The sequence below is a fragment of the Candidatus Aeolococcus gillhamiae genome (assembly GCF_016464765.1).
Taxonomy (GTDB): domain Bacteria; phylum Chloroflexota; class Dormibacteria; order Aeolococcales; family Aeolococcaceae; genus Aeolococcus; species Aeolococcus gillhamiae.
The window spans coordinates 1-26672 of the sequence record NZ_JAEKNS010000158.1; the positions used below are offsets into that span (position 1 = coordinate 1).

The 26672-nt window shown below is 70.6% G+C and carries 32 protein-coding genes and 1 tRNA gene; 12 read left to right on the forward strand and 21 right to left on the reverse strand.

Going from position 1 to position 26672, the window contains the following annotated elements; genetic code table 11:
• From JF886_RS16095 to JF886_RS16110, 4 genes are all read left to right on the forward strand, one after another.
• Positions 1-282, forward strand: a 282-nt coding sequence (locus JF886_RS16095; protein WP_337314304.1) for a DUF4129 domain-containing protein, incomplete at its 5' end; no start/stop codon positions are given.
• Positions 279-1448 (forward strand): DUF4350 domain-containing protein, encoded by a 1170-nt coding sequence (locus JF886_RS16100; RefSeq protein ID WP_337314306.1) that lies wholly within the window; start codon positions 279-281, stop codon positions 1446-1448. The genes JF886_RS16095 and JF886_RS16100, both read left to right, overlap by 4 nt.
• Positions 1445-2404, forward strand: coding sequence for an AAA family ATPase (locus JF886_RS16105; RefSeq protein ID WP_502711445.1), 960 nt, complete (start codon positions 1445-1447; stop codon positions 2402-2404). The genes JF886_RS16100 and JF886_RS16105 overlap by 4 nt, the downstream gene beginning before the upstream one ends.
• On the forward strand, positions 2401-3687 hold the full coding sequence (locus JF886_RS16110) for a DUF58 domain-containing protein (RefSeq protein ID WP_337314310.1): 1287 nt from the start codon (positions 2401-2403) through the stop codon (positions 3685-3687). The genes JF886_RS16105 and JF886_RS16110 overlap by 4 nt, the downstream gene beginning before the upstream one ends.
• Positions 3688-3696: 9 nt before the next feature.
• Here the strand turns inward: JF886_RS16110 and JF886_RS16115 are convergent, their stop codons facing one another.
• The 6 genes from JF886_RS16115 to JF886_RS16140 are packed head-to-tail and all read right to left on the reverse strand — an operon-like array spanning position 3697 to position 7926.
• Positions 3697-4257 (reverse strand): RDD family protein, encoded by a 561-nt coding sequence (locus JF886_RS16115; protein ID WP_337314312.1) that lies wholly within the window; start codon positions 4255-4257, stop codon positions 3697-3699.
• Positions 4258-4277: 20 nt separating this feature from the next.
• Complete coding sequence (locus JF886_RS16120) at positions 4278-4745, reverse strand: hypothetical protein (protein WP_337314314.1); 468 nt, start codon at positions 4743-4745, stop codon at positions 4278-4280.
• Between the two features lie 34 nt (positions 4746-4779).
• Positions 4780-5205 (reverse strand): hypothetical protein, encoded by a 426-nt coding sequence (locus tag JF886_RS16125; RefSeq protein ID WP_337314316.1) that lies wholly within the window; start codon positions 5203-5205, stop codon positions 4780-4782.
• A gap of 51 nt (positions 5206-5256) precedes the next feature.
• Positions 5257-6147: a 4-hydroxy-3-methylbut-2-enyl diphosphate reductase gene (locus JF886_RS16130; protein ID WP_337314318.1), complete on the reverse strand. Its 891-nt coding sequence runs from the start codon at positions 6145-6147 to the stop codon at positions 5257-5259.
• Positions 6148-6181: 34 nt separating this feature from the next.
• Positions 6182-7162 carry a stage II sporulation protein M gene (locus JF886_RS16135; protein ID WP_337314320.1) on the reverse strand — a complete coding sequence of 327 codons (981 nt, stop codon included), beginning with the start codon at positions 7160-7162 and terminating at the stop codon, positions 6182-6184.
• Positions 7159-7926, reverse strand: coding sequence for an RDD family protein (locus JF886_RS16140; RefSeq protein ID WP_337314322.1), 768 nt, complete (start codon positions 7924-7926; stop codon positions 7159-7161). The genes JF886_RS16135 and JF886_RS16140 overlap by 4 nt, the downstream gene beginning before the upstream one ends.
• A gap of 106 nt (positions 7927-8032) precedes the next feature.
• On the opposite strand from JF886_RS16140, the gene JF886_RS16145 reads away from it, so the two are divergent.
• On the forward strand, positions 8033-8245 hold the full coding sequence (locus JF886_RS16145; protein ID WP_337314324.1) for a biotin/lipoyl-binding carrier protein: 213 nt from the start codon (positions 8033-8035) through the stop codon (positions 8243-8245).
• Between the two features lie 73 nt (positions 8246-8318).
• Here JF886_RS16145 and JF886_RS16150 read toward each other — a convergent pair whose 3' ends face one another.
• The 8 genes from JF886_RS16150 to JF886_RS16185 all read right to left on the reverse strand — a co-directional run bounded on the left by JF886_RS16150 (position 8319) and on the right by JF886_RS16185 (position 16332).
• On the reverse strand, positions 8319-10340 hold the full coding sequence (locus tag JF886_RS16150; RefSeq protein WP_337314326.1) for an exo-alpha-sialidase: 2022 nt from the start codon (positions 10338-10340) through the stop codon (positions 8319-8321).
• Between the two features lie 177 nt (positions 10341-10517).
• Entirely contained in the window at positions 10518-12083 is a 1566-nt protein-coding gene (locus JF886_RS16155; protein WP_337314328.1) for an acyl-CoA carboxylase subunit beta, read from the reverse strand.
• The gene (locus JF886_RS16160; RefSeq protein WP_337314330.1) at positions 12083-12868 is read right to left on the reverse strand and encodes an enoyl-CoA hydratase/isomerase family protein; all 786 of its coding nucleotides are present in this window, start codon (positions 12866-12868) and stop codon (positions 12083-12085) included. The genes JF886_RS16155 and JF886_RS16160 overlap by 1 nt, the downstream gene beginning before the upstream one ends.
• Before the next feature lie 26 nt (positions 12869-12894).
• Positions 12895-13827: an SH3 domain-containing protein gene (locus tag JF886_RS16165; protein WP_337314332.1), complete on the reverse strand. Its 933-nt coding sequence runs from the start codon at positions 13825-13827 to the stop codon at positions 12895-12897.
• A 49-nt stretch (positions 13828-13876) separates the two neighbouring features.
• Complete coding sequence (locus JF886_RS16170) at positions 13877-14050, reverse strand: hypothetical protein (RefSeq protein ID WP_337314334.1); 174 nt, start codon at positions 14048-14050, stop codon at positions 13877-13879.
• Between the two features lie 27 nt (positions 14051-14077).
• Entirely contained in the window at positions 14078-14539 is a 462-nt protein-coding gene (locus JF886_RS16175; protein ID WP_337314336.1) for a hypothetical protein, read from the reverse strand.
• Positions 14536-15282, reverse strand: coding sequence for a hypothetical protein (locus JF886_RS16180; RefSeq protein WP_337314338.1), 747 nt, complete (start codon positions 15280-15282; stop codon positions 14536-14538). The genes JF886_RS16175 and JF886_RS16180 overlap by 4 nt, the downstream gene beginning before the upstream one ends.
• A gap of 279 nt (positions 15283-15561) precedes the next feature.
• Complete coding sequence (locus tag JF886_RS16185) at positions 15562-16332, reverse strand: class I SAM-dependent methyltransferase (protein WP_337314340.1); 771 nt, start codon at positions 16330-16332, stop codon at positions 15562-15564.
• 51 nt (positions 16333-16383) lie between these two features.
• On the opposite strand from JF886_RS16185, the gene JF886_RS16190 reads away from it, so the two are divergent.
• A complete protein-coding gene (locus JF886_RS16190; RefSeq protein WP_337314342.1) occupies positions 16384-16686 on the forward strand; it encodes a YciI family protein in 303 nt (100 codons plus the stop codon).
• Here JF886_RS16190 and JF886_RS16195 read toward each other — a convergent pair.
• A complete protein-coding gene (locus JF886_RS16195; protein WP_337314344.1) occupies positions 16679-17053 on the reverse strand; it encodes a VOC family protein in 375 nt (124 codons plus the stop codon). The genes JF886_RS16190 and JF886_RS16195 overlap by 8 nt on opposite strands.
• A 206-nt stretch (positions 17054-17259) precedes the next feature.
• Here JF886_RS16195 and JF886_RS16200 point away from each other — a divergent pair, with 206 nt between their 5' ends.
• Positions 17260-18147, forward strand: a complete 888-nt coding sequence (locus JF886_RS16200; RefSeq protein WP_337314346.1) for a polysaccharide deacetylase family protein — start codon at positions 17260-17262, stop codon at positions 18145-18147.
• A 243-nt stretch (positions 18148-18390) separates the two neighbouring features.
• Here the strand turns inward: JF886_RS16200 and JF886_RS16205 are convergent.
• Positions 18391-18469: transfer RNA gene (locus JF886_RS16205), tRNA-Arg, on the reverse strand.
• Between the two features lie 102 nt (positions 18470-18571).
• Between JF886_RS16205 and JF886_RS16210 the strand changes: the two genes are divergently transcribed.
• Positions 18572-20308, forward strand: a complete 1737-nt coding sequence (locus JF886_RS16210; protein WP_337314348.1) for a type IV secretory system conjugative DNA transfer family protein — start codon at positions 18572-18574, stop codon at positions 20306-20308.
• Positions 20309-20321: 13 nt separating this feature from the next.
• Here the strand turns inward: JF886_RS16210 and JF886_RS16215 are convergent, their stop codons facing one another.
• Complete coding sequence (locus tag JF886_RS16215; protein ID WP_337314350.1) at positions 20322-20717, reverse strand: nuclear transport factor 2 family protein; 396 nt, start codon at positions 20715-20717, stop codon at positions 20322-20324.
• 19 nt (positions 20718-20736) lie between these two features.
• Here JF886_RS16215 and JF886_RS16220 point away from each other — a divergent pair, with 19 nt between their 5' ends.
• Entirely contained in the window at positions 20737-21189 is a 453-nt protein-coding gene (locus JF886_RS16220) for a hypothetical protein (protein WP_337314352.1), read from the forward strand.
• A 6-nt stretch (positions 21190-21195) separates the two neighbouring features.
• Here JF886_RS16220 and JF886_RS16225 read toward each other — a convergent pair whose 3' ends face one another.
• Both JF886_RS16225 and JF886_RS16230 read right to left on the reverse strand, forming a co-directional pair.
• Complete coding sequence (locus JF886_RS16225) at positions 21196-22413, reverse strand: hypothetical protein (protein WP_337314354.1); 1218 nt, start codon at positions 22411-22413, stop codon at positions 21196-21198.
• A 39-nt stretch (positions 22414-22452) separates the two neighbouring features.
• Entirely contained in the window at positions 22453-23040 is a 588-nt protein-coding gene (locus JF886_RS16230; RefSeq protein WP_337314356.1) for a hypothetical protein, read from the reverse strand.
• A gap of 78 nt (positions 23041-23118) precedes the next feature.
• Here JF886_RS16230 and JF886_RS16235 point away from each other — a divergent pair, with 78 nt between their 5' ends.
• The gene (locus JF886_RS16235; RefSeq protein WP_337314357.1) at positions 23119-23613 is read left to right on the forward strand and encodes a CBS domain-containing protein; all 495 of its coding nucleotides are present in this window, start codon (positions 23119-23121) and stop codon (positions 23611-23613) included.
• On the forward strand, positions 23613-24767 hold the full coding sequence (locus JF886_RS16240; protein ID WP_337314359.1) for a citrate/2-methylcitrate synthase: 1155 nt from the start codon (positions 23613-23615) through the stop codon (positions 24765-24767). Before JF886_RS16235 ends, JF886_RS16240 begins: the two co-directional genes overlap by 1 nt.
• Here the strand turns inward: JF886_RS16240 and JF886_RS16245 are convergent.
• Positions 24743-25309 (reverse strand): GNAT family N-acetyltransferase, encoded by a 567-nt coding sequence (locus JF886_RS16245; protein ID WP_337314361.1) that lies wholly within the window; start codon positions 25307-25309, stop codon positions 24743-24745. The genes JF886_RS16240 and JF886_RS16245 overlap by 25 nt on opposite strands.
• Positions 25306-25908 (reverse strand): hypothetical protein, encoded by a 603-nt coding sequence (locus JF886_RS16250; protein WP_337314362.1) that lies wholly within the window; start codon positions 25906-25908, stop codon positions 25306-25308. Before JF886_RS16250 ends, JF886_RS16245 begins: the two co-directional genes overlap by 4 nt.
• Positions 25909-25971: 63 nt before the next feature.
• On the opposite strand from JF886_RS16250, the gene JF886_RS16255 reads away from it, so the two are divergent.
• Positions 25972-26508, forward strand: coding sequence for a GNAT family N-acetyltransferase (locus tag JF886_RS16255; protein ID WP_337314364.1), 537 nt, complete (start codon positions 25972-25974; stop codon positions 26506-26508).
• Positions 26509-26672 lie beyond the last annotated feature (164 nt).

Here is a 26672-nt window from a genome sequence, read left to right on the forward strand (position 1 = left end):
GGGGAGTACCGCGAGGCGGTGCGCCGCGCCTTCCGCTCCGCGCTGCTCGCGGTGGCGGTGCGCGGCCGTGTCCCCATCGACGCTGCCTGGACCACCCGCGAGCTGCTCCAGCGCATTGACGCCGGTGGCGACGTGCTGGTGGCGCTGGCCGTGGCGGCCGCGCTGTTCGAGCGCGCCTGGTACTCGGGCGTCGCGGTGACGCGCGACGACTGGACGCTCGCAGAGGAGCGCTGCGCCACCGTGCGGCGGCTGGCCCGCGGAGCGGGGGTCACGACACCATGAGACGCTCGGCGACCGGGTACGTGCTGGTAGCAGTCGCGGTCATCCTCACGTTGCTGGTGCTGGTGCTCGGCACCGCACCCCCCAACCAGAACGACGACCCCAGCTCGCGCGTCGCCGGGAGGGCGGGGACGCTCGGCCTGTACCGATGGCTCGGCCAGCTCGGCTTCGACGTCCATCGCATCAGCGGTCAGTTCAACACCTCGGGATCCGACGTCCTGTTCATCGTCGACCCGCGCACGCCGATCGCGGACACCGACGCGGCGCGCGTGATGCAGTCAGTGGCCGGTGGCGCCGACCTCGTGCTCGCGGTCTCGCCCGAGACGCAGGGCAACGCGGACGCGCTGCTGATCCGGTTGCGCATCAGCCTCACCACCGCGCGAACCGCCGGGGATTCGACGCCGGCGCAGCCGATCGACGCCGGCAACCGTGTGCACCACGTGCCCATGGCGCCGGGAAACGCCATCGACCCAGCCGCGCATCTCACCCCCTTGCTCGATCAGTCCGGAGCGCTCACCGCGGTCGCCGAGCAGGTGTCGGGGGCGGGGCGCGCCTACGTGCTCGCCTCGCCGCTGCCGCTCAGCAACGACGGGCTGCGCAAGGCGGACTCCTCGACGCTGGTTCTCTCCATCCTGGAGCGCGCCCGCGGTGGCGCGATCGGCTTCGACGAGTACCACCACGGCGAGGTCAACGCCGTCGCCGACGGCGCCGCGGCGATCTTCGAGAGCCCCCTCGGCCTGGCTCTGCTGCTCGGCGTGGCCACAGCCCTCGCCTTCCTGGTGCTCAGCGGGCGCCGCCTCGGCCATCCGCTGGCGGGCCACGACGTCGCCCTGGTGCCCACCACAGCGTCGTACATCGACGCCATGGCGGGGCTGTACGCGCGCAGCCGGGAAAGGGGCGCGGTGGCCTCCCGGTACGCCGAGGAGCTGCGCCAGCGGATGGCCCTGGGCGTGCCAGCGCCGGCAGGACCGGAGGGCGACGCCGCCTTCGTGGCGACGCTGCGCGGCGCGCGTCCGGAGCTGGCCGGTGACGTGGCCACAGTCCTGCGGCGCGCCCGCTCTCTTGCGGCCTCCTCACCCGATGCCGCCGCTCTGCTCTCGCTGGCCCGCGACGTCGACGACCTGGAACGGCGCTGGCAGCAACCCGCCACCGTCGCCACTGCACAATGAGCCCGGTGACGAGAACCGCCGAGCTGCGCAGCGCCTTCCACGACGCCGTCGGCCGAGCGGTCGTCGGTCAACAGCAGACCATCGACGGGCTGCTGCTGACCATCCTGGTCGGCGGCCACGTGCTCCTCGAAGGCGTTCCCGGAACCGCCAAGACGCTGATGGCGCGCTGCGCGGCCGCCGCCATCGACGCGCGCTTCACGCGCGTGCAGTTCACGCCCGACCTGCTGCCCTCTGACATCGTCGGCACCACGGTGTGGCGCGCCGATCGCGGCGAGTTCGAGTTCCGCGAAGGCCCGATCTTCACGGACACCCTGCTCGCCGACGAGATCAACCGCGCCCCGGCCAAGACGCAGGCGGCTCTGCTCGAGGCGATGGAGGAGCACCAGGTGACCAGCGACGGGGTGAGCCGGCCGCTCGGCGACCGCTTCATGGTGGTGGCGACGCAGAACCCCGTCGAGTACGAGGGCACGTACCCGCTGCCCGAGGCGCAGCTCGACCGGTTCTTCTTCAAGCTCGCGGTCGACACCCCGGACCAGCCGACCGAGGCCGCGATGCTGCGCCGCATCGACGCCGGCCTTGACCCCCACGACCTGGTGGCGGCGGGGATCACCCCGGTCATCGACGCCGCCGCACTGACCGCGGCGCGCGCCGAGGTGGCCGCGGTGACGGTGAGCGACGAGGTGGTCGGGTACATCACGGCCATCGTCGCGGCGACGCGCACCTCACCCGACCTCAGCCTGGGGGCGAGCCCGCGCGGTGCCATCGCGCTGCTGCGCGGCGGCAAGGCGATGGCCTGCATCCAGGGGCGCGACTTCGTCATCCCCGACGACGTCAAGGACATCTGCCTGCCCGCGCTGCGGCACCGGCTGGTGCGCCGCGCCGAGGCGGAGTTGCAGGGAATCGGCGAGGTCGACGCGGTGCAGCGACCCCTGGCGCGGGTGCCCGTGCCGCGATGACCCGGCGCGCGCTGGCGCTGCTCCTGGTGCCCCTGCTGGTGGTGGCGCTCGGCGCCGCGGTGAGCGCGCTGCTGGGGCTTGGACTGGTGCTCTTTGGCATCGCCACAGTTCTCGTGCTCATCGACTCGCGCAGCGCCCCAGGGCCGGCGGCGGTGCACGTCGAGCGGCGCGCCGACCGCCTGTTCTCGGTCGGCGCGGCCAACCCGGTGACACTGTCCGTGCGCGCGCCGCACACCGCCACCCTCCTGCTGCGCGACGACGCACCGGCCGCGATGCTGGCGTCCGCGCAGTACCTGTCGCTGCACGGCGCGGGCGAGAGGACGTACACGCTGACGCCGCGCGCTCGCGGCGAGTCGACATTCGGCCACGTGCACGTGCGCTCGACAGGTCCGTGGGGCCTGGGCACCCGCGACTTCCGCGCCGGGGAGCCGCTCACCGTGCGCGTCGACGCCGACATCTCCGCGGTGCGCGTGTACGAGGCGCTGGCGCGGCGCGGCCAGCTCGAGGAGCTCGGGGTGCGCACCCTGCGCCGCCACGGCGAGGGCACCGAGTTCGAACGGGTGCGCGAGGCAGTCCCGGACGATCCGCTGCGCTACATCAACTGGCGAGCTACCGCGCGCACCGGTCGTCTCATGGCCACCGAGCTCTCCCCCGAGCGCGACCAGCCGGTGATCGCCTGCCTCGACCATGGCCGCCTCATGGGTGTCGGTGCCGGGCCGCTCACCAAGTTCGACCACGCCATCAACGCCGCGCTGCTGCTGCTTCACGTGGCGCTGCGCACCGGCGACCGCGCCGGCCTGGTGGCGTTCGCCGACGGGGTCACTGCCACCGTCGAGCCGCGCACCGGCCGCGCGCAGCTGCGCCGCCTGCTCGACGCCATCGCCCCGCTGCAACCGGGAGAGATCGAGTCCGACTACGCGGCGGCGCTCACCGAGGTGCGCGTGCGCCAGCGACGGCGCGCGCTCATCGCCATCTTCACCGACATCGTCGACCGCGACCAGGCGGCGGCGCTGATCGGCCAGTGCACCCTGCTGCGCCGCCGCCACCTGCCGCTGGTGATCACTGTGCGCGACCCCGCCGTCGTCGACATCGCACGCTCCCGGCCGCGCACCGCCGCGCAGGTGTACGCGCGCGCCGTCGCCGCGGGCATCGATGCCGACCGCGCCGATGCGCTGCGCCTGCTGCGCGCCGGTGGTGTCGACGTCATCGACGCGGACGCGCGCACGCTCTCGCCGCGGCTGGTCAACCGCTACCTCGAGCTGAAGCGCCGCGCCGCGCTGTGAGGCGCCGAGCTACTGCGGGCGCACCACGTAGGTGCCGGCGATCTTGTCATGCCAGCCCTGCTTGCGCGGGTCGAAGCCGGCCCAGATGAGGCCGAGCGCGAACGGGATGGCGGAGATGACGAAGCCCACGTAGCGAATCAGGGCTTTGACGATATCGATGCGCTCACCGTTCTGCACGTTGACCACGCGCATGCCGAGCGCTTTCTGGCCCAGCGAGGCTCCGAGCAGCGACCAGGTGAGCACCCAGTACACGCCGAGGATGAGGACGCCGAGCCACGAGCCGATGTAGCTGGAGCCACCGCCGCAGACGGACGCACCGTTGAGGTCGATCCTGCAGCTGAAACCGGTCCCCGTTCTGAGATTGAGCAGACCGCCGACGATGCCGATGGGGATGACGTCGATGAGGTACGACCCGAAGCGGATCCAGAAGCCCGCGTACTGCAGACCGGGAGCTGGGCCGGCGCTGGCGACTGTCGCGGCTGGATAGCCCGCAGGCGGGTACCCGCTCGGTGGCGGATAGCCGCTCGGAGGTGGCGGCGGGCCGGGCGGTGGCGGAGGCGTGCTGGCCACAGTGGACTCCTGGAGCGACGTCAGACGGCCGGCCTGGCACCGGTGCCGGTGGCGGCGAAGGCGGCCTTGGTCTCGGCGTCGAATTGCAGATAGTAGATGGCGATGCCGGCGAGGATCACCCGGATGCCCGCCTGCAGCGGGTCGCTCAGCGAGAGCACGCCGAGCACGATCGAGGCGTACTCGTAGGCGAGCACGCCGATGCGCGCGCGTCGTGACAGCGCGCCGAGCTGCACGCCTCCCCAGATCAGCAGCACCGACACCAGCACCACGATCACGCCGATGGTGATGATCAGTGCTGCCCCACCGCTGCCCTTGAGGTTGAGCGCGGTGGCGAACGCGGCGCCGCCGAACACCAGCAGCCCGCCGTTGAGCACGCCGAGGCCACCCTGGACGTACGCGATCACGCGCGTGGTGCGCAGCCCGGAGGGGAGCTCCGACGCCGGCAGCACCGGCGCGCCCAGCCTCCTGTTGGTCCCACGTCCAGCCATCGCGGCAGTGTAGGAGACGCGGGTCCGCGGCCGGTCAGGCCTGGGGGGTGCCCTCGAGAACGCGCTGCGTCTCGGGGGTGAACAGCAGAACGACAATGGCGGCGCAGAATGCGACGTTGATCGCCGTCGCGACCGAGAGGTCGAAGGCACGGTAGACCAGGATGACGGCGAGGAAGACCTCGACGACAACGATGCCGGTACGCGCCCACGGCGCCCGCCGCCCGAGCGCGACGCCGAGCCAGCCGAGCACCAGCGCGGCGGTCACGTAGACCAGCCCGAGCATGGCGGCGCCGCCGCCGCTGACGGTGCCGTCGTGGAATGGCAGGCTGCCCCCAAGCAGCAACGCGGTGAGCACCACGAAGATGCCCGCGAAGAACGTGTACACCGTCTGGGCCCACACCACCGCCCGGCACACGCGCAGCACCGTGGGCAGGTTCCGCCCGGAGAAGCTGAAGGCCATGGCCGGATGCTACGCCCGCCCCGGTGCCTTCAACCGCCGCGAACAGACTTGTTAGACGGTCGCGGCAGCCGGCTGCGGGAGCGCTTCGATGAGCGCGATCACCTCGCGGGTCAGCTGGGTGGGGGTGCTCGCCCCGGCGGTGACGCCGATCCTGTGCATGCCCGCGAACCACTCCGCCTGCACGTCGGCGGCAGTGTCGACCAGGAATGCCGGCTTTCCGGCGCGCTCCTCCACCACCTGGACGAGGCGCAGGCTGTTGCTGCTGCGCCGGCTGCCCACCACCACCACGCAGTCGACATCGGTGGCCGCCAGCACCGCTGCTTCCTGGCGCTGCTGGGTCGCCAGGCAGATCTCGTTGTGCACGGCGATGTCCGGGAAGCGCTCGACCAGCCTGTCGATGATCACCTTGGTGTCCCACATCGACAGCGTGGTCTGGCAGGTGACGGCGAGCCGCGTGCCGTCAGGAAAGTCGAGCTCGTCCACCTCCTCGATGCGCTCGACGAGCGTGGTGGCGTCGGGCGCGACGCCGAGCGCACCGGCGGGCTCGGGATGGCCGCGCTTGCCGATGTACACGACGTGGTAACCCTCGTCGGTGAGGCGGCGCACCAGGTCGTGAGTGCGGGTGACGTCGCTGCAGGTGGCGTCGACGACGTTGAGCCCGCGTCGCTTCGCCTCCTCGACGACGAGCGGTGAGATGCCGTGGGCGGTGAAGACGACCGTGCCCGATTCGATCTGGTCGAGGCCCTTCATGCGGTCGGGAGCGTCGACCAGCGCCACGCCATGCTCCTCGAGCTCGCGGGTGACGTGCTCGTTGTGCACCAGGTACCCGAGCATGGTCACCTGCTCGCCCTCAGCGCGCTCGGTGCCGACCCGCTTGGCGATACGGATGGCCTCGACGACGCCGTGGCAGTAGCCGCGCGGGGTGATGCGGACGACCTCCATCGTGCCGTTCAGTCTACGCCGGGGGCGGGAACGGTCAGGCCGCGGCGCTGTCGAGACGGACGCGCACGCGCTCGCGACGAGAGCGCCCGGTGAGCAGCAGCCAGCTGTACAGCGCGGCCCCGACGCTCGCCCCGATGAGCAGCTTCACCCACGCGGGGAGCCCCGATGGTGAGACGTACGCCTCGAGGACCCCCGAGATGATCAGCAGGGACGCGCTCCCCGCGGCCAGGCCCAGGGAGCCGATCGCGGCCCTGCTGAACGCCTCGCCGCGGCGAAGCAGCCCCGGCCGCAGCATGGCGTCGCCGACGTAGAGGCCGGTGGCGCCGGCGATGACGATGATGCTCAGCTCGAGGACGCCATGCGGGACGATGAGCGACCAGAAGGCGAGGTCGTACCCGCCCTCGTGCACCGCGGCCGCGATGGTGCCGAGCATCCAGCCGTTGGCGGCGAGGATGAACAGAGTCGGCAGGCCGCCGAGCGCGCCGCCGAGGAAGCAGACCGCGGCGACCTTGATGTTGTTGGTGATGATCACCGTGCCGAGCAGCGGCGCGCTGGGCAGCGCGCTCACCTGGCCGCGGGCCAGCTGGTCGAAACCGGACTGCGGGATGAGCGAGGCGCGCAGGTCGGGGCGCAGGTCAACGGCGAGCCAGCCGGCGACAGCCCCGGCGAGGAGCAGGCCGAGGCTGAGCAGCACGTACACGCGGCGCGCGCGAAAGGCCCGCGGGACGCCGACCGTGAACCACCGCAGCAGGTCGCGCGGACGCATTGGCGGGGAGCGGTACAGCAGCGGATGGGCGCGCGCGCAGACGTCGTTGAGGTACGTGGTCACGGCGGCGTCGGCAAAGTCGCGGCGCGCGATGGCGAGGTCGCTCGCCGCCTCGCGGTACAGCGCGCCGAACCGTTCGAGGTCGGCGGCGGGGATGTCGCGGAGGCGGCCACGACGGCTGCGCTTGACCATCGCCTCGAGCTGTGCCCAGCGGTCACGGCGGCCGGCGACAAACGCGTCGACGGTCATGCGCTGCGCGCCTGCAGCTGCAGGTAGAGCCGTTCCAGGAACAGCTCAGGCGGCCACTGCCGTTCCGGTGCCGCGAGCGGCAGCTGCATGCGGTCGAGCAGGCGCGTGGTCATGTCGAGCGCCAGCCGGTCTCGCAGCGGAGGCTCGAGGCCGGGACGGGTCAGGAAGGTGCGGATGGCGGCGAGCTCGCGCTCACCGAGGCGGTCGACGCCGTCGATGGCAGGGCCGGCGTCGGGCGTGCGCGACAGCACCGGAGGCGGCGCCGCCACAGCCGCCAGCGACGTTGTCGGGCGCATGCGCACCACGATGGTGCCGGCGAGGAGGTCGCCGATGCGCCGCGACTGACGGTTCCAGAACATCACCACCACGCCCACTCCGGCGATGACGTCGATGACGCGGGCCACGTTGCGCAGCAGCAGTTCACCGGACGTCGGTGCGGCGCCGCTGATGTCGAGCACGCGCAGCTGGCCGGCCGACTTCCCCGGGGTGCGCCCGCCGGTGCTCACCTCGCAGAGCGTGAAGTAGCCGACGTACACGAAGAGAGTGATCCCGGCCACGGCCAGGCCCGCCACCACCGTGTCCTGCGGATTGGAGTTGCCGATGGCCCCGAGCACGCCGATGTTGACGATCAGCGCGATGACGCCCACGATCAGCGAGTCGAGCATCTGCGCGATGAATCGGCTGCCCAGGCCGGCAATGTCGTAGCCGATGCCAACGTTGTCGGAGGTGCTCACCCGGAGCACGTCGTGTGGACCGATGCCCATCGGTGCATCGTGTCACAGGCCGCGGGGCGATGCGGACGGCGCGACGGGTCCGCGTCACCGCGGCTACCATGCGGGGCGGTCGAACCCCGCGACACAGGAGGCAGCGATGGCCGAGGTCAAGGCAGAGCTGGTCGGCAACCTCTGGAAGATCGTCACCGAGGTCGGCCAGGAGGTCGAGGAGGACGACACCCTGATGATCCTCGAGTCCATGAAGATGGAGATCCCGATCACCTCACCCATCACCGGGACGGTGACGGCGATCCTGGTGAAAGAGGGCGACGTCGTCCAGGAGGGTCAGACCGTCGCGGTCGTCGAATAACCGGCTGAGAAGCGGAAGGGGCGCCCTTTCGGGCGCCCCTCGTTTCTACGCTTCCGGCGTTTCTGGTGGGCTGCTACGGCAGCGCGAGGCCGTGGGTTGTGAAGACGTCCTCGTCGAATCCTTGGATGCTGCCGCTGGTGACGCGGCAGGTGCCGAGCGGATCGGTGGTGCTGTAGCACTGGTAGAACTCGCCGTTGCGGGTGTCTGACCAGATCGGGTACGCGGTTGTGCCGCTCACCGCCAGGCCGCTGTAGTCACCGAGGAAGTCGCTGTAGGCGTTGGGTCCGTCGGGGAACTCGGTGGCCGGCGGGTTGCTGACGCTGGTGACCCGCGTGTGGTTGAAGGCTGCGCCATGCGACGCAGCCAGGCTGACGTCGTTGCTGCCGTTGTTCTCGTCACCGCTGTACTTGCGGTCGTAGTACGAGACCGCCAGCTGACCGGCGGAATTGGTCGCGGCCCACTGCCACCACTGGTCGGCGAGCTGCCCGGACTCGTCGCTCACCACGGTGGCGTGCTCGAGGCCGTTCGACACACCGGACCACGTGGTGCCACCGTCGGTGGTGGTCGAGAGCAGGATGTCGTTGTTGCAGCCGTTGACATCACCCACCCCGTTGTAGAGGTTCAGAACGGTGGTCGCGTTGAGGCCCTGCGGAACGCAGTGCCCCTGGCCGGCCGGGTTGCCCGGATTCGAGTGGGGGTTGATGTAGCTGCCGAAGGTGACGTAGATCTTGCTCGGGTCGGTGGGATCGGCTGCCGCGCTCGGGTAGTCGGCAGCGCGGAAGATGGAGACGTCGGAGAGAGGGGCCGTGGGCACGCAGGCGCGGAATGCATCGCCGCCGGTGTAGGTGACGCAGTCCGGCAGATCGTTGAACCGAGTGACCAGGTGCGGGCCGCCGAAGCTCTGAGCACCGTTGGTCGACTTGACCACCAGGACGTTGTTGTGGTTGTCGTTGCCACTGACAGCGTTGTTGTAGTTGGCGAAGACGACGTACACGTCGCCGTTGGCGGCAACCACGGGCTGCGCGAACGAGTTGTTGTCACAGGCGTGCGCGGTGGCCGGGTTGAGGGGCACCTGGCAGAGGCTCGGCGATGAGCCGCTGATCGGCGTCGGCGTCGAGAAGGACTGGCCGTGGTTGAACGAGTACGAGAGGTACACTGCGGCCGTCTCGCAGGCCGACTTGCCCGCGGTCCCCGGGCACGGCGTGTAGTGGGTCCACGCGACGTAGATCCGGTCGCGGTACGCGCTGCTCGGGTGCGCGTCGATCGCCATGTATTGCTTGTCTTCCAGCGTGAACTGGCCGCTGGCTCCGCTCACACCCGGGGTGACGATGACCTGGCCAGAGCCGCCGCCGGCCTGGCTGCCAGCGGGGAAGTTCCACGATGCGCCGCCGTCAACCGAACGGAAGACGAACAGGCCGCTGGCGCAGCTGCCACCCGGATTGGGACAGGCCGCCGCGTCGTTGGTCGGGTAGGAGCGGTCGAACGCGCCGCAGGTGTAGTACGCAGCACCGCTGGTGTCGTACGCCACCGACGGGTCACCAGAGCTGGTCCAGTAGTGACGTGCCGACGGCTGTTTCTCGAACCCGGGCACTGAGAAGCCGATGGGCAACAGCGTGTTGCCCCAGTGCTGGCCGCCGTCGATGCTGAAGTCGGCGCCGCAGGTGCCGTCACCGCGGCGGTAGTCGTTCTGGCCGGCGAGGAGGTTCTGCGGGTTGGTCGGATTGACCGCGATCGCAGTCTCATTCTGAGCCTGGCCGCGGCCGGCGTACCGCGGCACGGAGTTGTTGGTGCAGTCCTGGTTGACGCGGACGTTGGTGCCGCTGACCTCGGAGCAGCCGGTGGTGCTGAGCGTCGGGGTCAGCGGAACGATGCTCGAGGCCGTCCTTCCAGCCGCGGCGGAGCGTGGCTTGGCGCTCCCGTTGGTCTGACCTTGGGTCAGGTCCTGGACGATGTACCCGGAGATGCGGTTGATGAACCGTGACTTGAGGATGGCGTTCCCCGCGGACGCGGGCGTGCCACCGCCTCCGGTGAGTACCAGCGTCCCCGACGCAAGCACGATGGCTCCGAAAACGACACTGGCGATCCGACGCTTCATGGCACTTCTCCCATCAGCCTTTGCGCGCGAACGGGTGCACGCTATCAACGGTGTAGCGGTCGTTTCACGCGGTCCGCGGGCGGCACACTAGCACGCGCTTCCAGCGGCGTTTCAGATGTCACAGGCACGTCACATTTCGGCCCCGACGATGTCGCGCCACGTTGTTTGGGCGACCGATCAGACGGGCGGCACGCCGTGCTTGCGCCAAGCACGCTCGCGATGCTTGGTGGCGGCGGCGTCGAGCGCGTTGCAGATGACCAGGCGCGTCTCGGCGGGCTCGATGATGTCGTCGACCATCGCCCAGCCGGCGGCAACGTAGGGATCGATGGTGGCGCGCACCGTCTCCACCAGCTTGGCGCGCTCCGCCGGCGGGTCCTCAGCGGCGGCAATCTGTTTGGTGAAGATGATGTCGACGGCACCCTCGGGGCCCATCACCGAGATCTCCGCGCCCGGCCACGCCACCAGCGTGTCGGGCTCGTAGCCGCGCCCGCACATCACGTAGTAGCCGGCGCCGTACGCCTTGCGCAGCACCACGGTGACCTTGGGAACGGTGGCCTCGCTCACCGCGTAGAGCATCTTGGCGCCGTGGCGGATGATCCCCTGCCTCTCCACCTCGGTGCCGACGATGAAGCCGGGCACGTCCTGGAGGAACAACAGCGGGATGTTGAAGGCGTCGCACAGCGTGATGAACCGCGCCGCCTTGTCGGCGGCATCGATGTCGAGCGCGCCGCCCTTGTTCATCGGCTGGCTGGCGACGATGCCGCAGCTGCGTCCGTCGAACCGCGCCAGCGCGGTGACGATGTTCTTGGCCCAGGTCGGCTTGACCTCGAACACGTGACCGTCGTCGACAAGTCGCTTGATGACCTTGCGCACGTCGTAGGCCGCGCGCGGTGAGAGCGGCACCAGCTTGGCGAAGTCCTCGATGCGACGGTCACGGGGATCGTCGGTGGGGCGGCGCGGCCCCTCGTCGCGATTGTGCGAGGGCAGGAAGGAGAGGAACTCGCGCACCGCGTCGATGCAGGTGGCGTCGTCGTCCACCTCGAGGTCGCCGACGCCGCTGACGTAGCAGTGCACCTGGCTGCCACCCATGTCGTGGTCGGTGGTCTCCTCGCCGGTGGCGGCCTTGACGAGGCGCGCGCCCCCAAGCGACATGCTGCTCGTCTCCTTGACCATGGGCACGAAGTCGGCCAAACCGGGGATGTACGCGGTCCCGGCTGCACATGGTCCGAGCATCGCCGCCACCTGCGGTACCACGCCGCTCATCTGCACCTGCTCGTAGAAGAGCGCGCCGCTGCCGGCGAAGGTGCTCCCGGCCGCCTCCTGGATGCGCGCACCGGCGGAGTCGAGCAGCCAGATCATGGGCAGGCGGTTGAGAAGTGCCTTGGCGCGCAGGCGGGCCACCTTGTGCTCGCCGATCATGCCCATCGAGCCGGCCATCACGGTGAAGTCGTAGGCCGCGCAGTAGACGCGCCGCCCGTCGACGAGGCCCTCCCCGGTCACGACGCCGTCGGCGGGGGTGCGGTCCGGGTCGGTCTCCGCGACGTGCAGCGAATGCTGGTGCGCGAGCAGCCCGAACTCCACGAATGTGCCGGCGTCGAAGAGCAGCTCGATGCGCTCGCGCGCGGTCAGCTTGTTGCGGCCGTGCTGCTTGGCGATCGCGTCGGCGCCGCCCATCCCCCGCGCGCGAGCCCGGCGCTCGTCGAGGTTGGCGGTGAGGTCGTCGAGGGTCGGCTGGTCAGCCATCAGCGACCGCGGAAGGTGGGCGCGCGCTTCTCGAGGAACGCCGTCACCCCCTCGCGGAAGTCGTCGGTCATCGAGATGACGGTGAGCTGGCCCTGCAGGTACCGCAGCGCCACCTCGTAGTCAAGCGAGTCGGTGGCGTAGAAGGCGTCGCGACCGAGGTGCATGATCAGCGGGCTCCACGCCGCCACCTCCCTGGCCCACGCGTGCGCGTTCTCGCGCACCTCGGCGAGCGACACCACCCGGTTGACGAAGCCCCATTGCAACGCCGTCGCCGCATCGATCCGCGCGCCGGTCATGAACAGCTCCATGGCGCGCTTGCGACCGAGGTTGCGGTTGACGATCGACATGATCATCATCGGCCACAGCCCGACGCGGATCTCCGGGGTGCCGAAGGTGGCCGTCTCCGAGCACACCAGCAGGTCGCAGCAGAGCGCCAGCCCGAAGCCGCCGGCGAGCGCGTGACCGTTGATGCAGCCCACCAGCGGCTTGCCGAGGTGCTCGCACGCCAGGAACAGCTCGACGAAGGCGCCGCGCTCGAGGTGACGCTGGACCTCCGTGGCCTCAGCGGCGAAGCCCGCCAGGTCCGCGCCCGCGCAGAACGCTTTGTCACCGGCGCCGGTGAGCACAACCGCGCGCACCGCGTCGTCGCCCTTGGCCTGCTGCAGGGCGGCGGTGAGGTCGGCGAGCATCCGTGGTCCGAGCGCGTTGCGCTGCTCGGGCCGGTTCAGCGTGATCGTGGCGACGCCGTCGTCGCCCGCCTCATAGAGCGCGTCGCGCAACTCCATCGCTGACTGCTCTGGGCGACGCCCGGCTAGTGGGCGACGCCGATGATGCGGCCGTCGACCCAGCCGGCCCAGCCGTTCGAGCAGAGCACATGCGCCCAGGCGCCGCGCACCTCGGTGATCTGGATGGGCAGGCCGCCGCCGAGGGTGGCGACCACCGCGCCGTTGGGGTCGGGCGCGGCCCACGCCTGCATCCCCTGCGGGGGCACCGTGTGGGTCGGCGCGAACGCCGACGACGCGGGCTGCGCCTGGGGCGCGGGCTGGCCGCTCAGCGGCGAGTAGCCGCCGGACGCGGGCGTGGCGGTGGGCGTCGGCGTCGGGCTTCCGAAGCTCGGCGCCGGCAGGCTCGAGGCCGGGGTGGGGAAGGACGATGACGAGGGCAGCGACGACGCCTGCGACCACGACGGCTCGGCCGGCCGGGAGTCCTCGCCAGCATTGCCGCCGGAGGCGAGACCCGCCCCGGAGGCGAGACCCGCCCCGGCGCCGAGCCCCGCGCCGGCGCCCACGCCGAGCCCGGTCCCTGTGGCGGTGCCGAGCCCCGAGTCCACGCTGCGACCCGCGCCCGCTGTGTCGGCGAGGCCGTCGACGAGCGCGCGCGTCTTGGCGACCTCGTCGACCGCGCGGGTCAGCGCGTGCTTGCTGAAGCCGTCGGTGTAGACGTGGCTGGTGATCACAGTGCCGTCGCTCGAGGTGTCGCCGTGCACGGACGCCGGACGGCTGTCGAGCAGCGCGCGGATCTCGCTCGACGCGGCCGCCGACGTCGACCTCGAGGTCACCGTCAGCCGGTCGCCGCCCTGGTCGAGCCGGACCTCGACGGGCACGGTTCCGGCGGAGCCGTGGGCAGCGGAGCGCAGCCCGAGGACGAAGTCGGCGCCGGGCTCGGAGCGGTCCTCGACGAGCTGCAGGCCGGTTCCCTGGTTCGACCACCCGGTGATCGCGGACTTGATCTCGTCAGGTGTCATCGATGAGAGCTCCCCGTGTTGCACAACATGAATCTGCGCCAGCCCGCGACTATACGGCGGACGTCGCGGAGCAGGCGTGACCAGAGTGGCCTGGACTAGCCCGACCTGCGCCGCTGGGCGAGGCCGACTGCATGAAGAGGTCGGCGACCGCCAGCACCGCGGCCATGCCGCGCCCCGCCGGCGGCACCGGGCGCGCCGGCACCGCCGTGAACCGGTTGGGCATGGCCCAAGGATAGGGCCCTTGCGGCGATCAGCCCTTGGAGTTGTTGCTCTTGTCGAGGCAGAGGTTGCCGGTGCCGTCGGTGACGCTGAACTCCCCGGTGCCGGCGGGGCAGCTGTCCGCCCCGTGGACCACCTGGATGACCTGGGCGTCGTGGGCGCGGCCGCAGTCGGCCTGGGTGACCCGGGTCGTGCTCAGGCTGACGCAGTCGCCGGCGTGGAAGGTGCCGTCGGTGCTCGAGCTGCTGACGATGGAATGGCTGCCGGAGGTGTGTGACCTGGCCACCGCCGCGCCGATCCCGGCGACCACCAGCAGCGCGACGATCACCCCCAGCGCGATGAGCAGGCGGCGGCTGAGCCGGCTGGGACGGCCGGCCGGAGGCGGGGCCGTCCCGTAGCCGGCAGGCAGGGGCGGCAGCGCCTGCGGCGGAGGTGGTGGCGGCTCGCCGGGTGGGTCCGGGCCTGCTGGCGGGGCTGTGAGCGGGCCGGTCACCCGCCAACCGGGTAGATCTTGATGTGCCACACGCAGCTCGGCGACACGGTCGCGACGCGGAGCTGGTAGCTGCCACCGGCGGCCATCAGGACCGACCCGCTGTCCACCCAGTCACCCGGCTCCGTGGCGGTGTCGGGTCCCAGGCCGCCCCCGGGGATGATCTCGTTGACCGTGAGCACCGTGTTCATGCCGCTCTGGCCGGAGGACCCCGGCGGGCAGCTGTCGGCGATCCCCAGGCCCCAGTTGTTGCCGGTCAGGAAGCGGGAGGTGCCGGTCGGGATGGTGGCGTCGCCGCCGCCGCAGAAGTCGAGGCCGGAGGCCGCCGACTGGCCACTGCCCGGGCCGCCAGGGCTGCCGAGATGGTGCTGGCCCGTGGGCGTGGCCACCGGGCACCCCACTACCCCCTGTGGCGCCGCCACCGCGGTCTGAGCCGGGACAACGGTGGGCGTCGCCGTGGAGAGGGCCGACGGCGACGGCGACGGCGAGGCTGTTGGGGTCGTCTCCGGCACCTTGGTGACGGAGACGTTCCTGCCGTTGAAGATGAAGTAGCCGACGGCGCCGCCGAGGAGGACCCCGATGAGCAGGCCGGCCAGGAAGGTGGCCAGGCGATGGCGCCGGCGTGGCGCGACCGCTACGGGCGCGCGCGACGTCGGCGCGGCCGCGGGCCTAAGATCGTTCGAGGAGTGGGGCGCCGGCGGCGTCGCAGGCGGCGGAGGAGCTCCAGGCCCATCGGGTGGGTTCATCGGTCATCCCTCATTGGTCGTGCAGCGCGCGCGCAGTATGCAGGGCGGCGGAGCCGGCGATGGTCTGCCTGAGTGGCAAGCGGTAGGAAAACCTCACACCGGCGCTGTCAGAAGGTGCTACAGTGCGCGCGAGCGGCGCACCTTCAGTCCCGTGGGAATCGGGCGTGTGGCCGCCAGGGGTGCGCACCATGTTGACCATCATCCTCATCGTCCTCGTCGTCCTGCTGCTCTTCGGTGGCGGCGGCTTCTGGTACCGCGGCCGCGGGTAGGCGGCGACCCCTACCGACGGCGCGCCACCCACACCTCCTCGGCGGCCCAGCGTCGGGCCCAGTCAACGGTGACGTGCTTGTAGCGCGTCGTCGCTGACGCGGCGGGGCGGAGCTCGATCAGGTTCTCCACCTCGAACCCGGCACGGCGCAGCAGCCGGATCCAGTCGCCGTGGGTGAGGTGGAACTCCACGCCGTCCTCGTCCGGCCACTCGAGGCGGTGCATGCCGAAGTAGTCACGCTTGAGAGTGGCGTCGGCCGCTCCCTCGGCCTCTGTCTCCTGCTCAGTCAGGGTCAGCAGGATGCCGTTGCCGAGGAAGATCAGCCGGCCCCCAGGGCGCAGCAGCCGGGCGGCCTCGGGGATCCAGACGTACGGATCACACCAGATGGCCGCGCCGAACTCGCTGATGGCGATGTCGAAGCTGGCGTCGGGAAGGGGCACCTCCTCGGCGTTGCCGAAGATGAGCGGGAAGTGCAGGTCGTGCTCATCCTGGAGCGCGCCCGCGGTGGCCAGCTGCGCCTGCGAGCCGTCGATACCGGTGACCCGCGCGCCGCGACGCGCCAGCCATGCCGACACGTACGCGGTGCCGCAGCCGAGCTCGATGACGTCGAGGCCGTCGACATCATCGGGGAGGATGTGCGCCTCGGACTCGGGGATGCTGAACATGCCCCAGCTCGGCTCTGACGCCGCCCAGTTGCGGCGGGCGGTGGCGACGTACTGAGGAGCGATCTCATCCCAGTAGGCGCGGTTGCGGGCGACGTGGTCGTCGGAACCGATGGACATCGGCGCACTGTACTGTGCGCGTCAGCGACGGCACAGAGGAGCGCGACGAGCGTGGCCACATTCATGGTTCTGCAGCACCGATCCGGACCACGATGGAACGCGTCGCTGCCCATGGAACAGCAGTCGGAGTGGCCCGCCCACGCGGCGTTCATGGACGGCCTCGTCGACGACGGCTTCGTCACGCTCGGTGGACCGCTGGCCGACGAGCACCGCGTCGTGCTGGTCGTCCACGCGGAGTCGGAGGACGCCGTCCGGGCCACGCTCGCTGCCGACCCGTGGTTGGGAAGCCACCTCGTGATCACCGCGATCGAGCCGTGGACCATCCGGCTCGATGGGCGGACCGTCGCTAGCTGAACTGGGTCACTGACAGGAGGTTGTCGTCAGGATCCCGGAACCAGGCTATTCGACCACCGCTCGGCGCCGTCCAGACACCGAGTGCGTCCTGCGACATGCCATCGAAGCGGACGAAATCCACGCCCCGTTCGGCAAGCTCGCCCACGCTGGCTTCAATGTCGGCCACGGCCCACCCCAGCACCGTGTACGGGGCCGGGGACACCTGGGCGGCTACGGTGACTCGCAATTGCGTCCCGTGAGCGTCGAAGACGCACGCGTAGGGAGTCTGTTCGAGCAGCCGCAGCCCGAGCGTCGTCTCGTAGAACGCGCGGGCGCGCTCGGCGTCCGACGTCGCAACGAAGGCGACCAGGTCACTCGACTCGAGCATCGCTCCGAGCCTACTCTGTGAGGCACCTTCGTGCCTTGACCGGGTGCGCATGCAGCGGTAGCCGCGTACCTTGTGTCGAAGTCGGCATGCGACTCACAGATTTCAGGAAGCGCTACAGCAATCGCGTCGGATACCGGCGACGGGGCGTGGCTTCGCCGAGCGGCTGTTATTCTCGGTTGTAACAGTGACCGGTCAGGACGTCGATGATGCCGACTCGAACAAGCGGAGTTCTCGATCACCTCGAAGACACGGACCTTTGGCGCACCCGACTGGGGCGGCGCACGGTCCTGACAGCCAGCGGCGCGATCCTTGCCGCGCTGACAGGGTGTGCACCCGTCCTCAGGGCCTCCTCGCTTGCAACCGATTCAACTGACAGCAATGGGATCAGGCACCTAAGCGCGCACTCCATCGCCGGGGTCGCTCCCGCCCCGGCGCCGTATCCAATCCCGCCGCCGCGGCCCGGTCCCGCAGTCTTCATCTCGCGCGGTCCGGACAACACCAATACCCTCGCGCTGACCATCGACGACGGGACATCTGCGGCAGTGGTTGCCGCGTACGTCGCGTTTGCTTTGGAGACCGGCTTCGCACTGACCTTCTTTCCCAACGGCAGCGTCCGCGGGAACTGGGAGACGCGTGCGCACTCGCTGCGGCCGCTGATCGAACGCGGCCAGGTCCAGATCGGCAACCACACGTGGTCCCACGTCGACCTGCAGAAGATGAACGACACCGCGATTCGGGCGGACCTGGAGCGTAACGAACAGTGGATTCAGAGCACATTTGGCGTCACCAGCCGTCCGTGGCTGCGGCCCCCGTTCGGCAGCCGCAACACTCACACAGATGGCGTCGCCGCGTCGCTGGGCTTCACACACATCGTCAACTGGAGTGGGACCTTCGGGGACTCCGGTGTCAAGACTGCCGCGCAGATCCTGGGCGCGGCGGGGCTATACGGCCACCCGGGGGCCATCGTTCTCGGCCACGCCAACCACCCGGCGGTCACCCTTCTGTTTGACCAGCTGCGCGCGAAGTTCGCCGCCGAGGGACTCACCCCCGTCACCCTGGACCAGATGTTCGGCACCTCGCGGAGGGTTGGCTGAGCTCGACCAGGTGAGCACGACGGGTGAGTCGCCGTCGGCGCGGCACAACAGCTATGGTGCGGGCAGAATCCGACACCGCTTGTGGCGCTCGTGCGCAGTTGTCCGCGCGATACTAGTCGCGGGCAGGAGTGCCAGAGGAGGATAGGCGCGCCCAACAGCGCGGCGTGACAAGTCCTGAGTTCTGGCGAGACCTGGGCATACGAACCGATACCCGGTTCAACGTCGGCTAGGAGCCGGTGGCGCTGGTACCCCCGGCAGGACTCGAACCTGCGACTCACAGAGTTTAGGAAACTCCGGCTCTATCCAACTGAGCTACGGGGGCGCGGCGTCATTGTCGCGCGGTGCGCGGCGAGTGGGGTCGGCTTGTTGTCCGCGTCCTGTCCGCTGAGCGCGGATAGGGTGCGGGGCTGTGAACGATGGAGCGGTGCCGCGAGCACGGTCGCGGCGAGGTGACCTGCTGGTGCTGAGCGCGCTGGTGGTGGCGTGGCTGCTGCCGTGGTCGCTGCTCACCGCTGCTGCAATGGTGAGCGGTGGCCACCCGGTGATCGCGCCGCTCGACTTCATCAACCCGGTGCGGCTGGTGAGCCTGTACCGCGCCGACGGCAACGCCATCGTCTGGTGGCACCTGGTCGGTGCCGCCGCGCCCGCGCACGTGTGGTTGTTCGTCGGCTTCATCGTGAGCGCGGTGCTGGTGATGGTCGCCGGGGTTGTCGGCGGAGTGCTGGCGTGGACCGGCGGCATCCCTGGCATCGGCGCCACACGGATGCTGGTGCCGGGGCGGTTGCAGCGCACCTCGCGCTGGGCGACGTGGCGCGACCTGCGCGCGCTGCAGGTACGATCACCGCGCGCCGGCGCGCTGGTGCTCGGTCGGCGCGGGACACACCTCATCGCCACACAGCCGGAGACATCGGTGCTGGTGATCGGCCCGACGCGCAGCGGCAAGACCTCGGGTCTGGTGGTGCCCAACCTGCTGGAGTGGCAGGGCCCGGCAATCGTCACCTCGACGAAGAGCGAGCTGGTCGACCTGACCGCCGCGCATCGCCGATCTGTGGGCCCGGTGGCGGTGTATGACCCCACCGGTGAGGTGGGGCCCAGCGCCGACACGGTGAGCTGGTCACCACTGGCGGGATGTGGGTCACTCGACGTCGCCTGGACGGTGGCCGCGTGGTTGTGCGCCGGGCTGCAGCAGGGCGGCGCGCGCGGCGACAATGACTGGGCGCACTGGGCGGAGTCCGGCAAGCTGCTGATCGCGCCGCTGCTGTACACCGCGGCGGCGTGCGACCGCACCATCGTCGATGTGCGCGACTGGATCGCTTGCTTCGACCTGGACACGCCGATGGCGCTGCTGCAGCAGCTGGCGACGGCGCAGCCCGGTCGCGACGCCGACCCGGAGCGCGCCATGGCCATGCTCACATCCGTCGACCAGCGCCCCGAGAAGGAACGCGGCACAGTGTTCTCCACGGTGATGCGCATCTTCAACGTGTTCAACGAGCGCGCGGTGGCGGCGTCGGCGACGACGTCGGGCTTCGATCCCGACCGGTTCCTGCGCGAGCGCGGCACACTGTACCTCTGCACGCCACGCCAATCACCAGAGCGCATCGCCTCGCTGTTCGTCGGCATCCTCATGACCGTGGTGACGCGCGCGTACACGCTGGCGGCGCGCCAGCCGGGGGGGCGGCTGCAGGCTGAGCTGGGACTGTTTCTCGACGAGCTGGCCAATGTCGTGCCCATCGAGGAGCTGCCGGCACTGGCCTCGCAGGGCGCGGGGCGCGGCGTCGTGCTGATGTCGATCATCCAGGACTTCTCGCAGCTGCGTGCGCGCTACGGCGCGGACCGGGCCAACTCCATCCTCAACAACCACGGCTGCAAGATGGTGCTGCCCGGGATCAGCGACCCCGAGACCACCGACGTCGTCGCCAAGCTGGTGGGGCGGGGCGTGTACACCGACGTGCAGGTGAGCCACAACGAGGGGCGGGCATCACGCTCCTACTCGCTCCGACGGGATCAGATGGCCTCGCCCGATGCACTGCGCCAGCTGCCCGACGGCACCGGCGTGGTGCTGTACCGCGGCAAACCACCCACCATCGTGCGCCTGCGCCCCTGGTATGCCGAGCGGCGCCTGGCCGAGCTGGTTCGCGGGGACGCGGCTCCGGCGGCGTGAGTCTGCGGCCGGCTCAGGTCCAGTCGGCGGGCTCGCCGGCGGCGCGAAAGGCGTCGGCGCGGCTGACGAAGTCGCGCATGGCCACGACGCGACCGTCGCGGACGGTGTGGACGATGAACACCTGGTCGCCGAGCTCGGCCCACGGCGCCTCGCGGAACCGTGGCCCGGCCACGCCGAGGATCACCGCGTCGCCGGCGGCGATGAGCTCGAGATGGGCGATGCCGCCGTCGTCGTGCTGGAAGCTGCGCCGCACGTTGTGCAGCACCTCGTCGCGGTTGTTGCAGACCAGCTCGTCGGTCACGCCGTGGTGCACCACCGCCGGGTCGAGCAGCTCAGTCACCGCGTCGATGTCACGGCGCCGGCGCGCGTCGACGAGCGCGAAGACCACCTGCATTGGATCCTGAGTCACGGACGTATAGTGACGCACAGTGCGTGGGTTGCTGGCGTCGGTGATCGCGGCCGTCATCGTCCCCGCCTGCCTGGCGGGCTGCGGCTCCACGCCCACGGTCAGCTACCCGCGCTACCAGTTCGCGTGCTGCGACGCCTTCAACCCTCAGCAAATCTGGCACCCGGGCCAGACGTTGACACTGTCCTGGACCTCGGCGTCGGCCGTGCAGACGAGCACGGCACAGGGAGAGACGGTGACGCTGACGGCAACGCTCAGCGGACCGTACCCTGACGCGGACACTCTGAAGTCCGGCGTCAGCGCCACCAGGACTCTCAAGGCAACCCCGATCACCGCCAACGACAGCCAGCCCGGCACCTTCACCAGCAGCATCGCGCTGCCGGCCGACCTGCCGGCCGGGTTCTACAACCTGAGCACGGCAAACACCTACGCCAGCGGCGAAACGTCGGGTGCGACGGTCATCCAGGTGGGCTAGCCCGCGTCAGACCGAGCGGTACTCCGCGGCCGCGATCTTCATCTCCGCGACCATGGCGTCGACCGTCGAGGGCATGACCCCGCGGATGCTCATCGAGCGGATCTCCTCGAGGACGGAGTCGAGCGGGCGCTGCTCGCGGGCGGCCTCGTCGAGGATGGTCTCCACGCGCGACGCCGACAGCTGGAGGCGCCGCTGCGCGATCGAGCGCAGGTCGCCGAGCATGTCCCCCACCGACGGTCGCGCCGCCGTCGACGCCGGCCGGCCGGTCAGCGGGCTTCCCGACGATCCACCCTTCTCGGGCTCGTCGCGCCACGGCGTCTGCCACGGCGCCACCCAGGTGAGGTCGGGGAGGGCGTCGTCGACGACCGACCGGCCCGCCGGCCCGACCGGGCCCGGGCCGGACTGCGCGGGCTCGCTCTCCCTCTGCCGTTCCCGCTCCCGCTCGCGGTCCTTCTGCTCGGCGCCGCTCTCGTGCGCGCCGGGCGCGCTCGAGCGTGGGTCGCCGCGCGCCGCGCCGTTGCCGCGGTCGCCGGTGGCGAGTGGGTCCGACGCCAGCGAGGCGGGGGCCGAGCGCCCGGATCCGGCGTCCGCGAGCTGCCCACCGGTGGCCATGGCCGTGGCGGCGAACGACGCCGCGTTGAGGCGGCGGACCCGGATGCTGCCGTCGCGGTTGGAGGCCATCGCCTCGAGCAGGGCGGGATCGCCGAAAGAGGGATGGATGTCCGTGTACGAGAGCGCCTGCTGGCCGATGGCCACGCAAGTGACTCCGCGTCCCGCCGGAGTGAAGATCTCGACCGCATAGGCGCCGCCGCGGCGGCTGAAGTCAGCGAGCAGGTTGGGCCACTCCACCCAGTCGAGGCGAAGGTCGCTGTAGATGATCTCGCCGCGCAGCAGGGCCTCGCAGACGTCGACGAGCAGCGGGTCGAGACGATGAGCGGTGACCACAGCCTCGGCCCAGCCTTGCACCTCCGAGAAGACCCCCTCTCCGGTGCGCGCGGTGGCGCCACTGAAGGCGTGCGCCTCGACGAGCGCGCCGTCGCGGACGAGGACCACCGCACCGCGGTCGCGGTCGCGCACCACCAGGCAGCCGTGGGCGAGGGCGGGCGCAAGCGCCTCCATGACCACGGCCTGCAGGGGAATGGCGTCGAAGAGCACGTCGCCGCGGGGGAGCAGCGGGATGGGATCAGCGATGCGGGACGTCTGGAGGTTCGGCTGATCGCTCATGCGGTCTCTTCCTGAAAACTGCCGACAGTTCTCCGTAGGTTACGGAACGGCGCTCGGGGGGCGTCGGGATGCGCGGCGCTCGACGACCAGGCGTGAGCCGACGATGACGAGCCAGGTGAGCACCAGCGCTCCCAGCCAGAGCGTGGCTGTGACGGCCAGGGCGTCGTCGGCGCGCTGCTCGACAACCCGCAGCGAGCGACCCGCGAGCACGGTGCCGCCGTGGAACGCCACCACCACGGCGGCGATTCGCACGCCGTTGCGCGGCTGCCACGTCACCCGGTCCTCGGCAACGCGGGCGCTGGCCGACACGCCCTGCGGCGGCACCGGCACCGTGCCGTCGAGCCTGCCCGAGGAGGCCAGCGGCTTGTCGCCGGCGTCGTAGACGATCACGAACGGCGCCAGCGATCGAGCGATGTCGACCGGGACGCTGCTGGTCGGCACCACGCTGCTGGCGGGGGCGCCCGCGTCCAGCCGTGCGCCAGCGTCCTCGGCGAGTTGGATCTGCGGGTCGTTGGCGGCGCTGCGAAGGTTCTGCTGGTCCAGCCCATAGGCGACACCGGCCGCAAAGGTGATCACCACCGCGAACGGCAACCACGTCAGCAGGCTGCGGAGCAGGCGATGACCCATGGCAACGGCTCAACGCCCCGGGTGACCCTTTGGTTTCCGAGACTGTCCCCCGGCGCGCAGCCCTACACTCAGGCAGACATGACCGAGAACCGCACCGGCACCGACCCGGCGACCATCACCGTCGCCGACGTGATGGTGTCCAACGTGCTGGTGGTGCACTCCGGCGACAGCATCGACGACGCCGTGGCGCTGATCGTCGACAGCCGCATCACCGGCGTCCCCGTGGTCGACGATGAGCACCACATCCTCGGGATCGTCGCCGAGTCCGACGTGCTCGGCAAGCCGGGCCAGACCGTCGACGAGGTGATGACCCGCGACGTCATCACCACCACCGAGAACGCCACGCTCGACTCGGCCGCCGAGATCATGCTGACGCGCCGCATCCGCCGCCTGCCGGTGGCTCGCGACGGCAGGCTGGTCGGCATCCTCACCCGCGCCGACCTGCTCCGCCACGTGCGTCACACCCACTGGACGTGTGACTGGTGCGCCAACAACGTGATCGGCCTGCGTCGCCCCAATGCGTGCCCGCAGTGCGGCGGCGAATCGTGGACGTTCGAGGTGGTGCCGCGCTGATGGCCGCGACCCAGACGCCCAAACGGCCCGCCTCGACGACACCGAAGGGCGGGCTGGAGGGCATCGTTGCCGGGCGCAGCGCGCTCTGCGACATCGACGGACGCACGGGACGACTGCTCTACGCCGGCTACGACATCGTCGACCTCGCCAAGGACTCGAGCTTCGAGGAGACGTGCTGGCTGCTCTGGCACGGCGAGCTGCCCAGCAAGGAGGAGCTGCAGGGGCTGCGCGCCGAGCTGGGCGCCAACCTCGACCCGCGCGCCTCGGTCTGGGACATCGCGGCCGACGCACCGGACAGCGCCGACCGCATGGACCTGCTCCGAACCCAGGTGTCGCTGCTGGGCATGTCGGACCCCGACGTCGCCGAGAACAGCGACGACGCCAACCGCGCCAAGGCGACACGCCTGGTGGCGCAGACCCCCGCCCTGATCGCCACCAGCGAGCGCATCAGCGCGGGGTTCGCGCCCGCCGACGTCGACCCCGAGCAGAGCATCGCGTGGAACTTCCTGCATCTCCTCCACGGCGAGGCGCCCGAGCCGGCGGACGTGCGCGCGTTCGACGTCTGCCTCATCCTTCATGCCGAACATGGCATGAACGCTTCGACGTTCGCGGCGCGGGTGACCGCGGCGACGCTCAGCGACATGCATTCCGCGGTGGTCAGCGCGATCGGCACGCTCAAGGGCCCGCTCCACGGTGGCGCCAACGAGCGCGTGATGGAGCTGCTCCGCGACCTCCCCGACGTCGCCGGCACCCGCCAGCACGTCGAGGCGATGCTCGCCGCCAAGCAGCGCATCATGGGCTTTGGCCACCGTGTCTACCGAACCGAGGACCCGCGCGCCACCATCCTGCGTGAGTACAGCCGCGAGCTGGGCGAGCGCCACGGCGAGAAGAAGTGGTACGAGCTGACCGTCGCGGTCGAGAAGGCAGTGCACGAGACCAAGGGCCTGTACCCCAACGTCGACCTCTACTCGGGCTCGGTGTACACCTCGCTGGGGATCCCGCAGCGGCTGTTCACGCCGATCTTCGCGATGTCGCGCATGGCGGGCTGGACGGCGAACGTGATGGAGCAGCACCGCGACAACCGGCTGATCCGCCCCGACAGCGAGTACGTGGGGCCGGCGCCGCGCGACTACGTGCCAACCGAGGCGCGCTGACCCGCAGCGCTGCGCTTCTCCTCGTCGCGCGCGCGCAGCCAGAGACGCAGGGTGCGTCTCTCGCCCTTGACGTCGAGCTCGATGAAGCCGGCGTCGTCAAAGCCGCACGCGGCCGCCACCTTCTCCGAGGCGGTGTTGCCGGGCAGCGTGGTGAGCTCGAGCTCGTCGATGTCACTGCTCGCGAACGTCCAGTCGCAGAGCATCGCCAGAGCGCGGCGGGCGACACCGTGCCCGCGCGCGGCCGCGAGCAGCCAGTAGCCCACCTCGGCCTTGTCGCGAGCATTGATCCACACGGTGACCAGCCCCGCCGGTGACAGCTCGGGCAGGCACACCTGGAGGCGCACCACACGCTCGTTGCCTGCCCATCCAGCCACCACCAGGCCGGCGTCGAGCAGCGTCATGCCCTGGGGCACCTGCGTCCAGCGGGTGATCTCGTCGTCGTACGACGCAGCCACGAGCAGCGCGGGGATGCCGGAGTCCAGGGGAAGCAGCGTCAGCTCACCGTCGTGGAGGCTCGACGGCGTGGCCAGCGCTGCGATCACCCCTCCGATGCGGAGTGGAAGTGATCCGAGATCTGCTGCCAGCTCGCCGAGTTGGCGCCCCCCGGCAGCGGCGTGTTGCCGTCGAAGTAGTGCACGGCGCCGGTCTGCGTGTTGCGGTACTCGCCGGCGCTCACGATCGTCCCGGCAGTGAAGCGCACTCCGGTGGACGACGGCGAGCCCGGCTCGCTGCGCCGGCCGGCGCTGCCGCGGCTGTGCTCGGGATGGTGGTGATCGGACACCTGCTGCCAGCTGGAGGAGTTGGCCCCGCCGGGCAGCGGACTGTTGCCGTCGAAGTAGCGGGTGGCACCCGTCTGCACGTTGCGGTACTCGCCGGCGCTCACCACTGTGCCGGCGGAAAAGCGAACGCCAGTGGAGGATGGGCTGCCGGGCTCGCTGCGCACCGCCGGGCGGCCGCGCCCGCTGTTGGGATGGTGCTGATCGGAGATCTGCTCCCAGGCGGCGGAGTTGACCCCGCCCGGAATGGGCGAGCTGCCGTCGAAGTAGCGGGTCGCGCCCGTCTCGACGTTGCGGTATTCGCCGGGGCTGACCACCATCCCGGGGCGGAAGCGCACCCCGTGGTCGGTCTTGTTCTGTGCCATGTCAACATCCTACGCCAGCTCTGGTTATCACGCGGGGTGCATGAAGGTGGTAGGAGTCACCGCATGTGTGCCGAGGCTGCGGTGGGACCGACGCTCCAGGGCGAGGTGGTGGGGCTCCGCCCGGTTACCGTGGCTGACGGCCCGCGACTGACGGAGATCCTCGCCGAGCCGGCTGTGGCGGAGTGGTGGGGACGATGGGACCTCGAGCGCGTGCAGGCCGAGCTGATCGCGCGCGACGACCGTGACCTCACCGTTGTGCTCGCCATCGAGGCCGACGGCGAGGTGATCGGGCTCATCCAATACCTCGAGGAGGAGGACCCCGAGTACCACAGCGCCGGCATCGATATCTCGCTGCATCCGGACTGGCACCACCGCGGCCTCGGGGCGGATGCGCTGCGCACCCTGGGGCGGTACCTGATCACCGACCGTGGCCATCACCGGCTCACCATCGACCCCGCCGCGGACAACCCGCGCGCCATCCGCTCCTACGAGCGCGTCGGATTCCGGCCGGTCGGGGTGATGCGGCGCTACTCACGCGCGCCGGACGGGACGTGGCGCGACGGACTGATCATGGACCTGCTCGCCGAGGAACTCACCTAGGCTGCAGGTCGCCATACAGCGCGATGTACTGCTCGGCGACCACGTCGATGCCGCAGAACGCGCGCAGCGCCGGGACGTTCTCCTCGACCCAGCGCCGCTCGGTGTCGTGGTCGACGAGGACGGCGACGGTCTGCTCGACGGCACGCGCTAGGACGTCCTCGCGC

Excerpts from the sequence above, each read along its gene's own strand:
- JF886_RS16100 (WP_337314306.1), top strand. The coding sequence starts at position 279 with ATGAGACGCTCGGCGACCGGGTACGTGCTGGTAGCAGTCGCGGTCATC.
- JF886_RS16105 (WP_502711445.1), top strand. The coding sequence starts at position 1,445 with ATGAGCCCGGTGACGAGAACCGCCGAGCTGCGCAGCGCCTTCCACGAC.
- JF886_RS16110 (WP_337314310.1), top strand. The coding sequence starts at position 2,401 with ATGACCCGGCGCGCGCTGGCGCTGCTCCTGGTGCCCCTGCTGGTGGTG.
- JF886_RS16120 (WP_337314314.1), bottom strand. The coding sequence starts at position 4,745 with ATGGCTGGACGTGGGACCAACAGGAGGCTGGGCGCGCCGGTGCTGCCG.
- JF886_RS16125 (WP_337314316.1), bottom strand. The coding sequence starts at position 5,205 with ATGGCCTTCAGCTTCTCCGGGCGGAACCTGCCCACGGTGCTGCGCGTG.
- JF886_RS16130 (WP_337314318.1), bottom strand. The coding sequence starts at position 6,147 with ATGGAGGTCGTCCGCATCACCCCGCGCGGCTACTGCCACGGCGTCGTC.
- JF886_RS16135 (WP_337314320.1), bottom strand. The coding sequence starts at position 7,162 with ATGACCGTCGACGCGTTTGTCGCCGGCCGCCGTGACCGCTGGGCACAG.
- JF886_RS16140 (WP_337314322.1), bottom strand. The coding sequence starts at position 7,926 with ATGGGCATCGGTCCACACGACGTGCTCCGGGTGAGCACCTCCGACAAC.
- JF886_RS16145 (WP_337314324.1), top strand. The coding sequence starts at position 8,033 with ATGGCCGAGGTCAAGGCAGAGCTGGTCGGCAACCTCTGGAAGATCGTC.
- JF886_RS16150 (WP_337314326.1), bottom strand. The coding sequence starts at position 10,340 with ATGAAGCGTCGGATCGCCAGTGTCGTTTTCGGAGCCATCGTGCTTGCG.
- JF886_RS16155 (WP_337314328.1), bottom strand. The coding sequence starts at position 12,083 with ATGGCTGACCAGCCGACCCTCGACGACCTCACCGCCAACCTCGACGAG.
- JF886_RS16160 (WP_337314330.1), bottom strand. The coding sequence starts at position 12,868 with ATGGAGTTGCGCGACGCGCTCTATGAGGCGGGCGACGACGGCGTCGCC.
- JF886_RS16165 (WP_337314332.1), bottom strand. The coding sequence starts at position 13,827 with ATGACACCTGACGAGATCAAGTCCGCGATCACCGGGTGGTCGAACCAG.
- JF886_RS16170 (WP_337314334.1), bottom strand. The coding sequence starts at position 14,050 with ATGCCCAACCGGTTCACGGCGGTGCCGGCGCGCCCGGTGCCGCCGGCG.
- JF886_RS16180 (WP_337314338.1), bottom strand. The coding sequence starts at position 15,282 with ATGAACCCACCCGATGGGCCTGGAGCTCCTCCGCCGCCTGCGACGCCG.
- JF886_RS16185 (WP_337314340.1), bottom strand. The coding sequence starts at position 16,332 with ATGTCCATCGGTTCCGACGACCACGTCGCCCGCAACCGCGCCTACTGG.
- JF886_RS16195 (WP_337314344.1), bottom strand. The coding sequence starts at position 17,053 with ATGCTCGAGTCGAGTGACCTGGTCGCCTTCGTTGCGACGTCGGACGCC.
- JF886_RS16200 (WP_337314346.1), top strand. The coding sequence starts at position 17,260 with ATGCCGACTCGAACAAGCGGAGTTCTCGATCACCTCGAAGACACGGAC.
- JF886_RS16225 (WP_337314354.1), bottom strand. The coding sequence starts at position 22,413 with ATGAGCGATCAGCCGAACCTCCAGACGTCCCGCATCGCTGATCCCATC.
- JF886_RS16230 (WP_337314356.1), bottom strand. The coding sequence starts at position 23,040 with ATGGGTCATCGCCTGCTCCGCAGCCTGCTGACGTGGTTGCCGTTCGCG.
- JF886_RS16235 (WP_337314357.1), top strand. The coding sequence starts at position 23,119 with ATGACCGAGAACCGCACCGGCACCGACCCGGCGACCATCACCGTCGCC.
- JF886_RS16240 (WP_337314359.1), top strand. The coding sequence starts at position 23,613 with ATGGCCGCGACCCAGACGCCCAAACGGCCCGCCTCGACGACACCGAAG.
- JF886_RS16250 (WP_337314362.1), bottom strand. The coding sequence starts at position 25,908 with ATGGCACAGAACAAGACCGACCACGGGGTGCGCTTCCGCCCCGGGATG.
- JF886_RS16255 (WP_337314364.1), top strand. The coding sequence starts at position 25,972 with ATGTGTGCCGAGGCTGCGGTGGGACCGACGCTCCAGGGCGAGGTGGTG.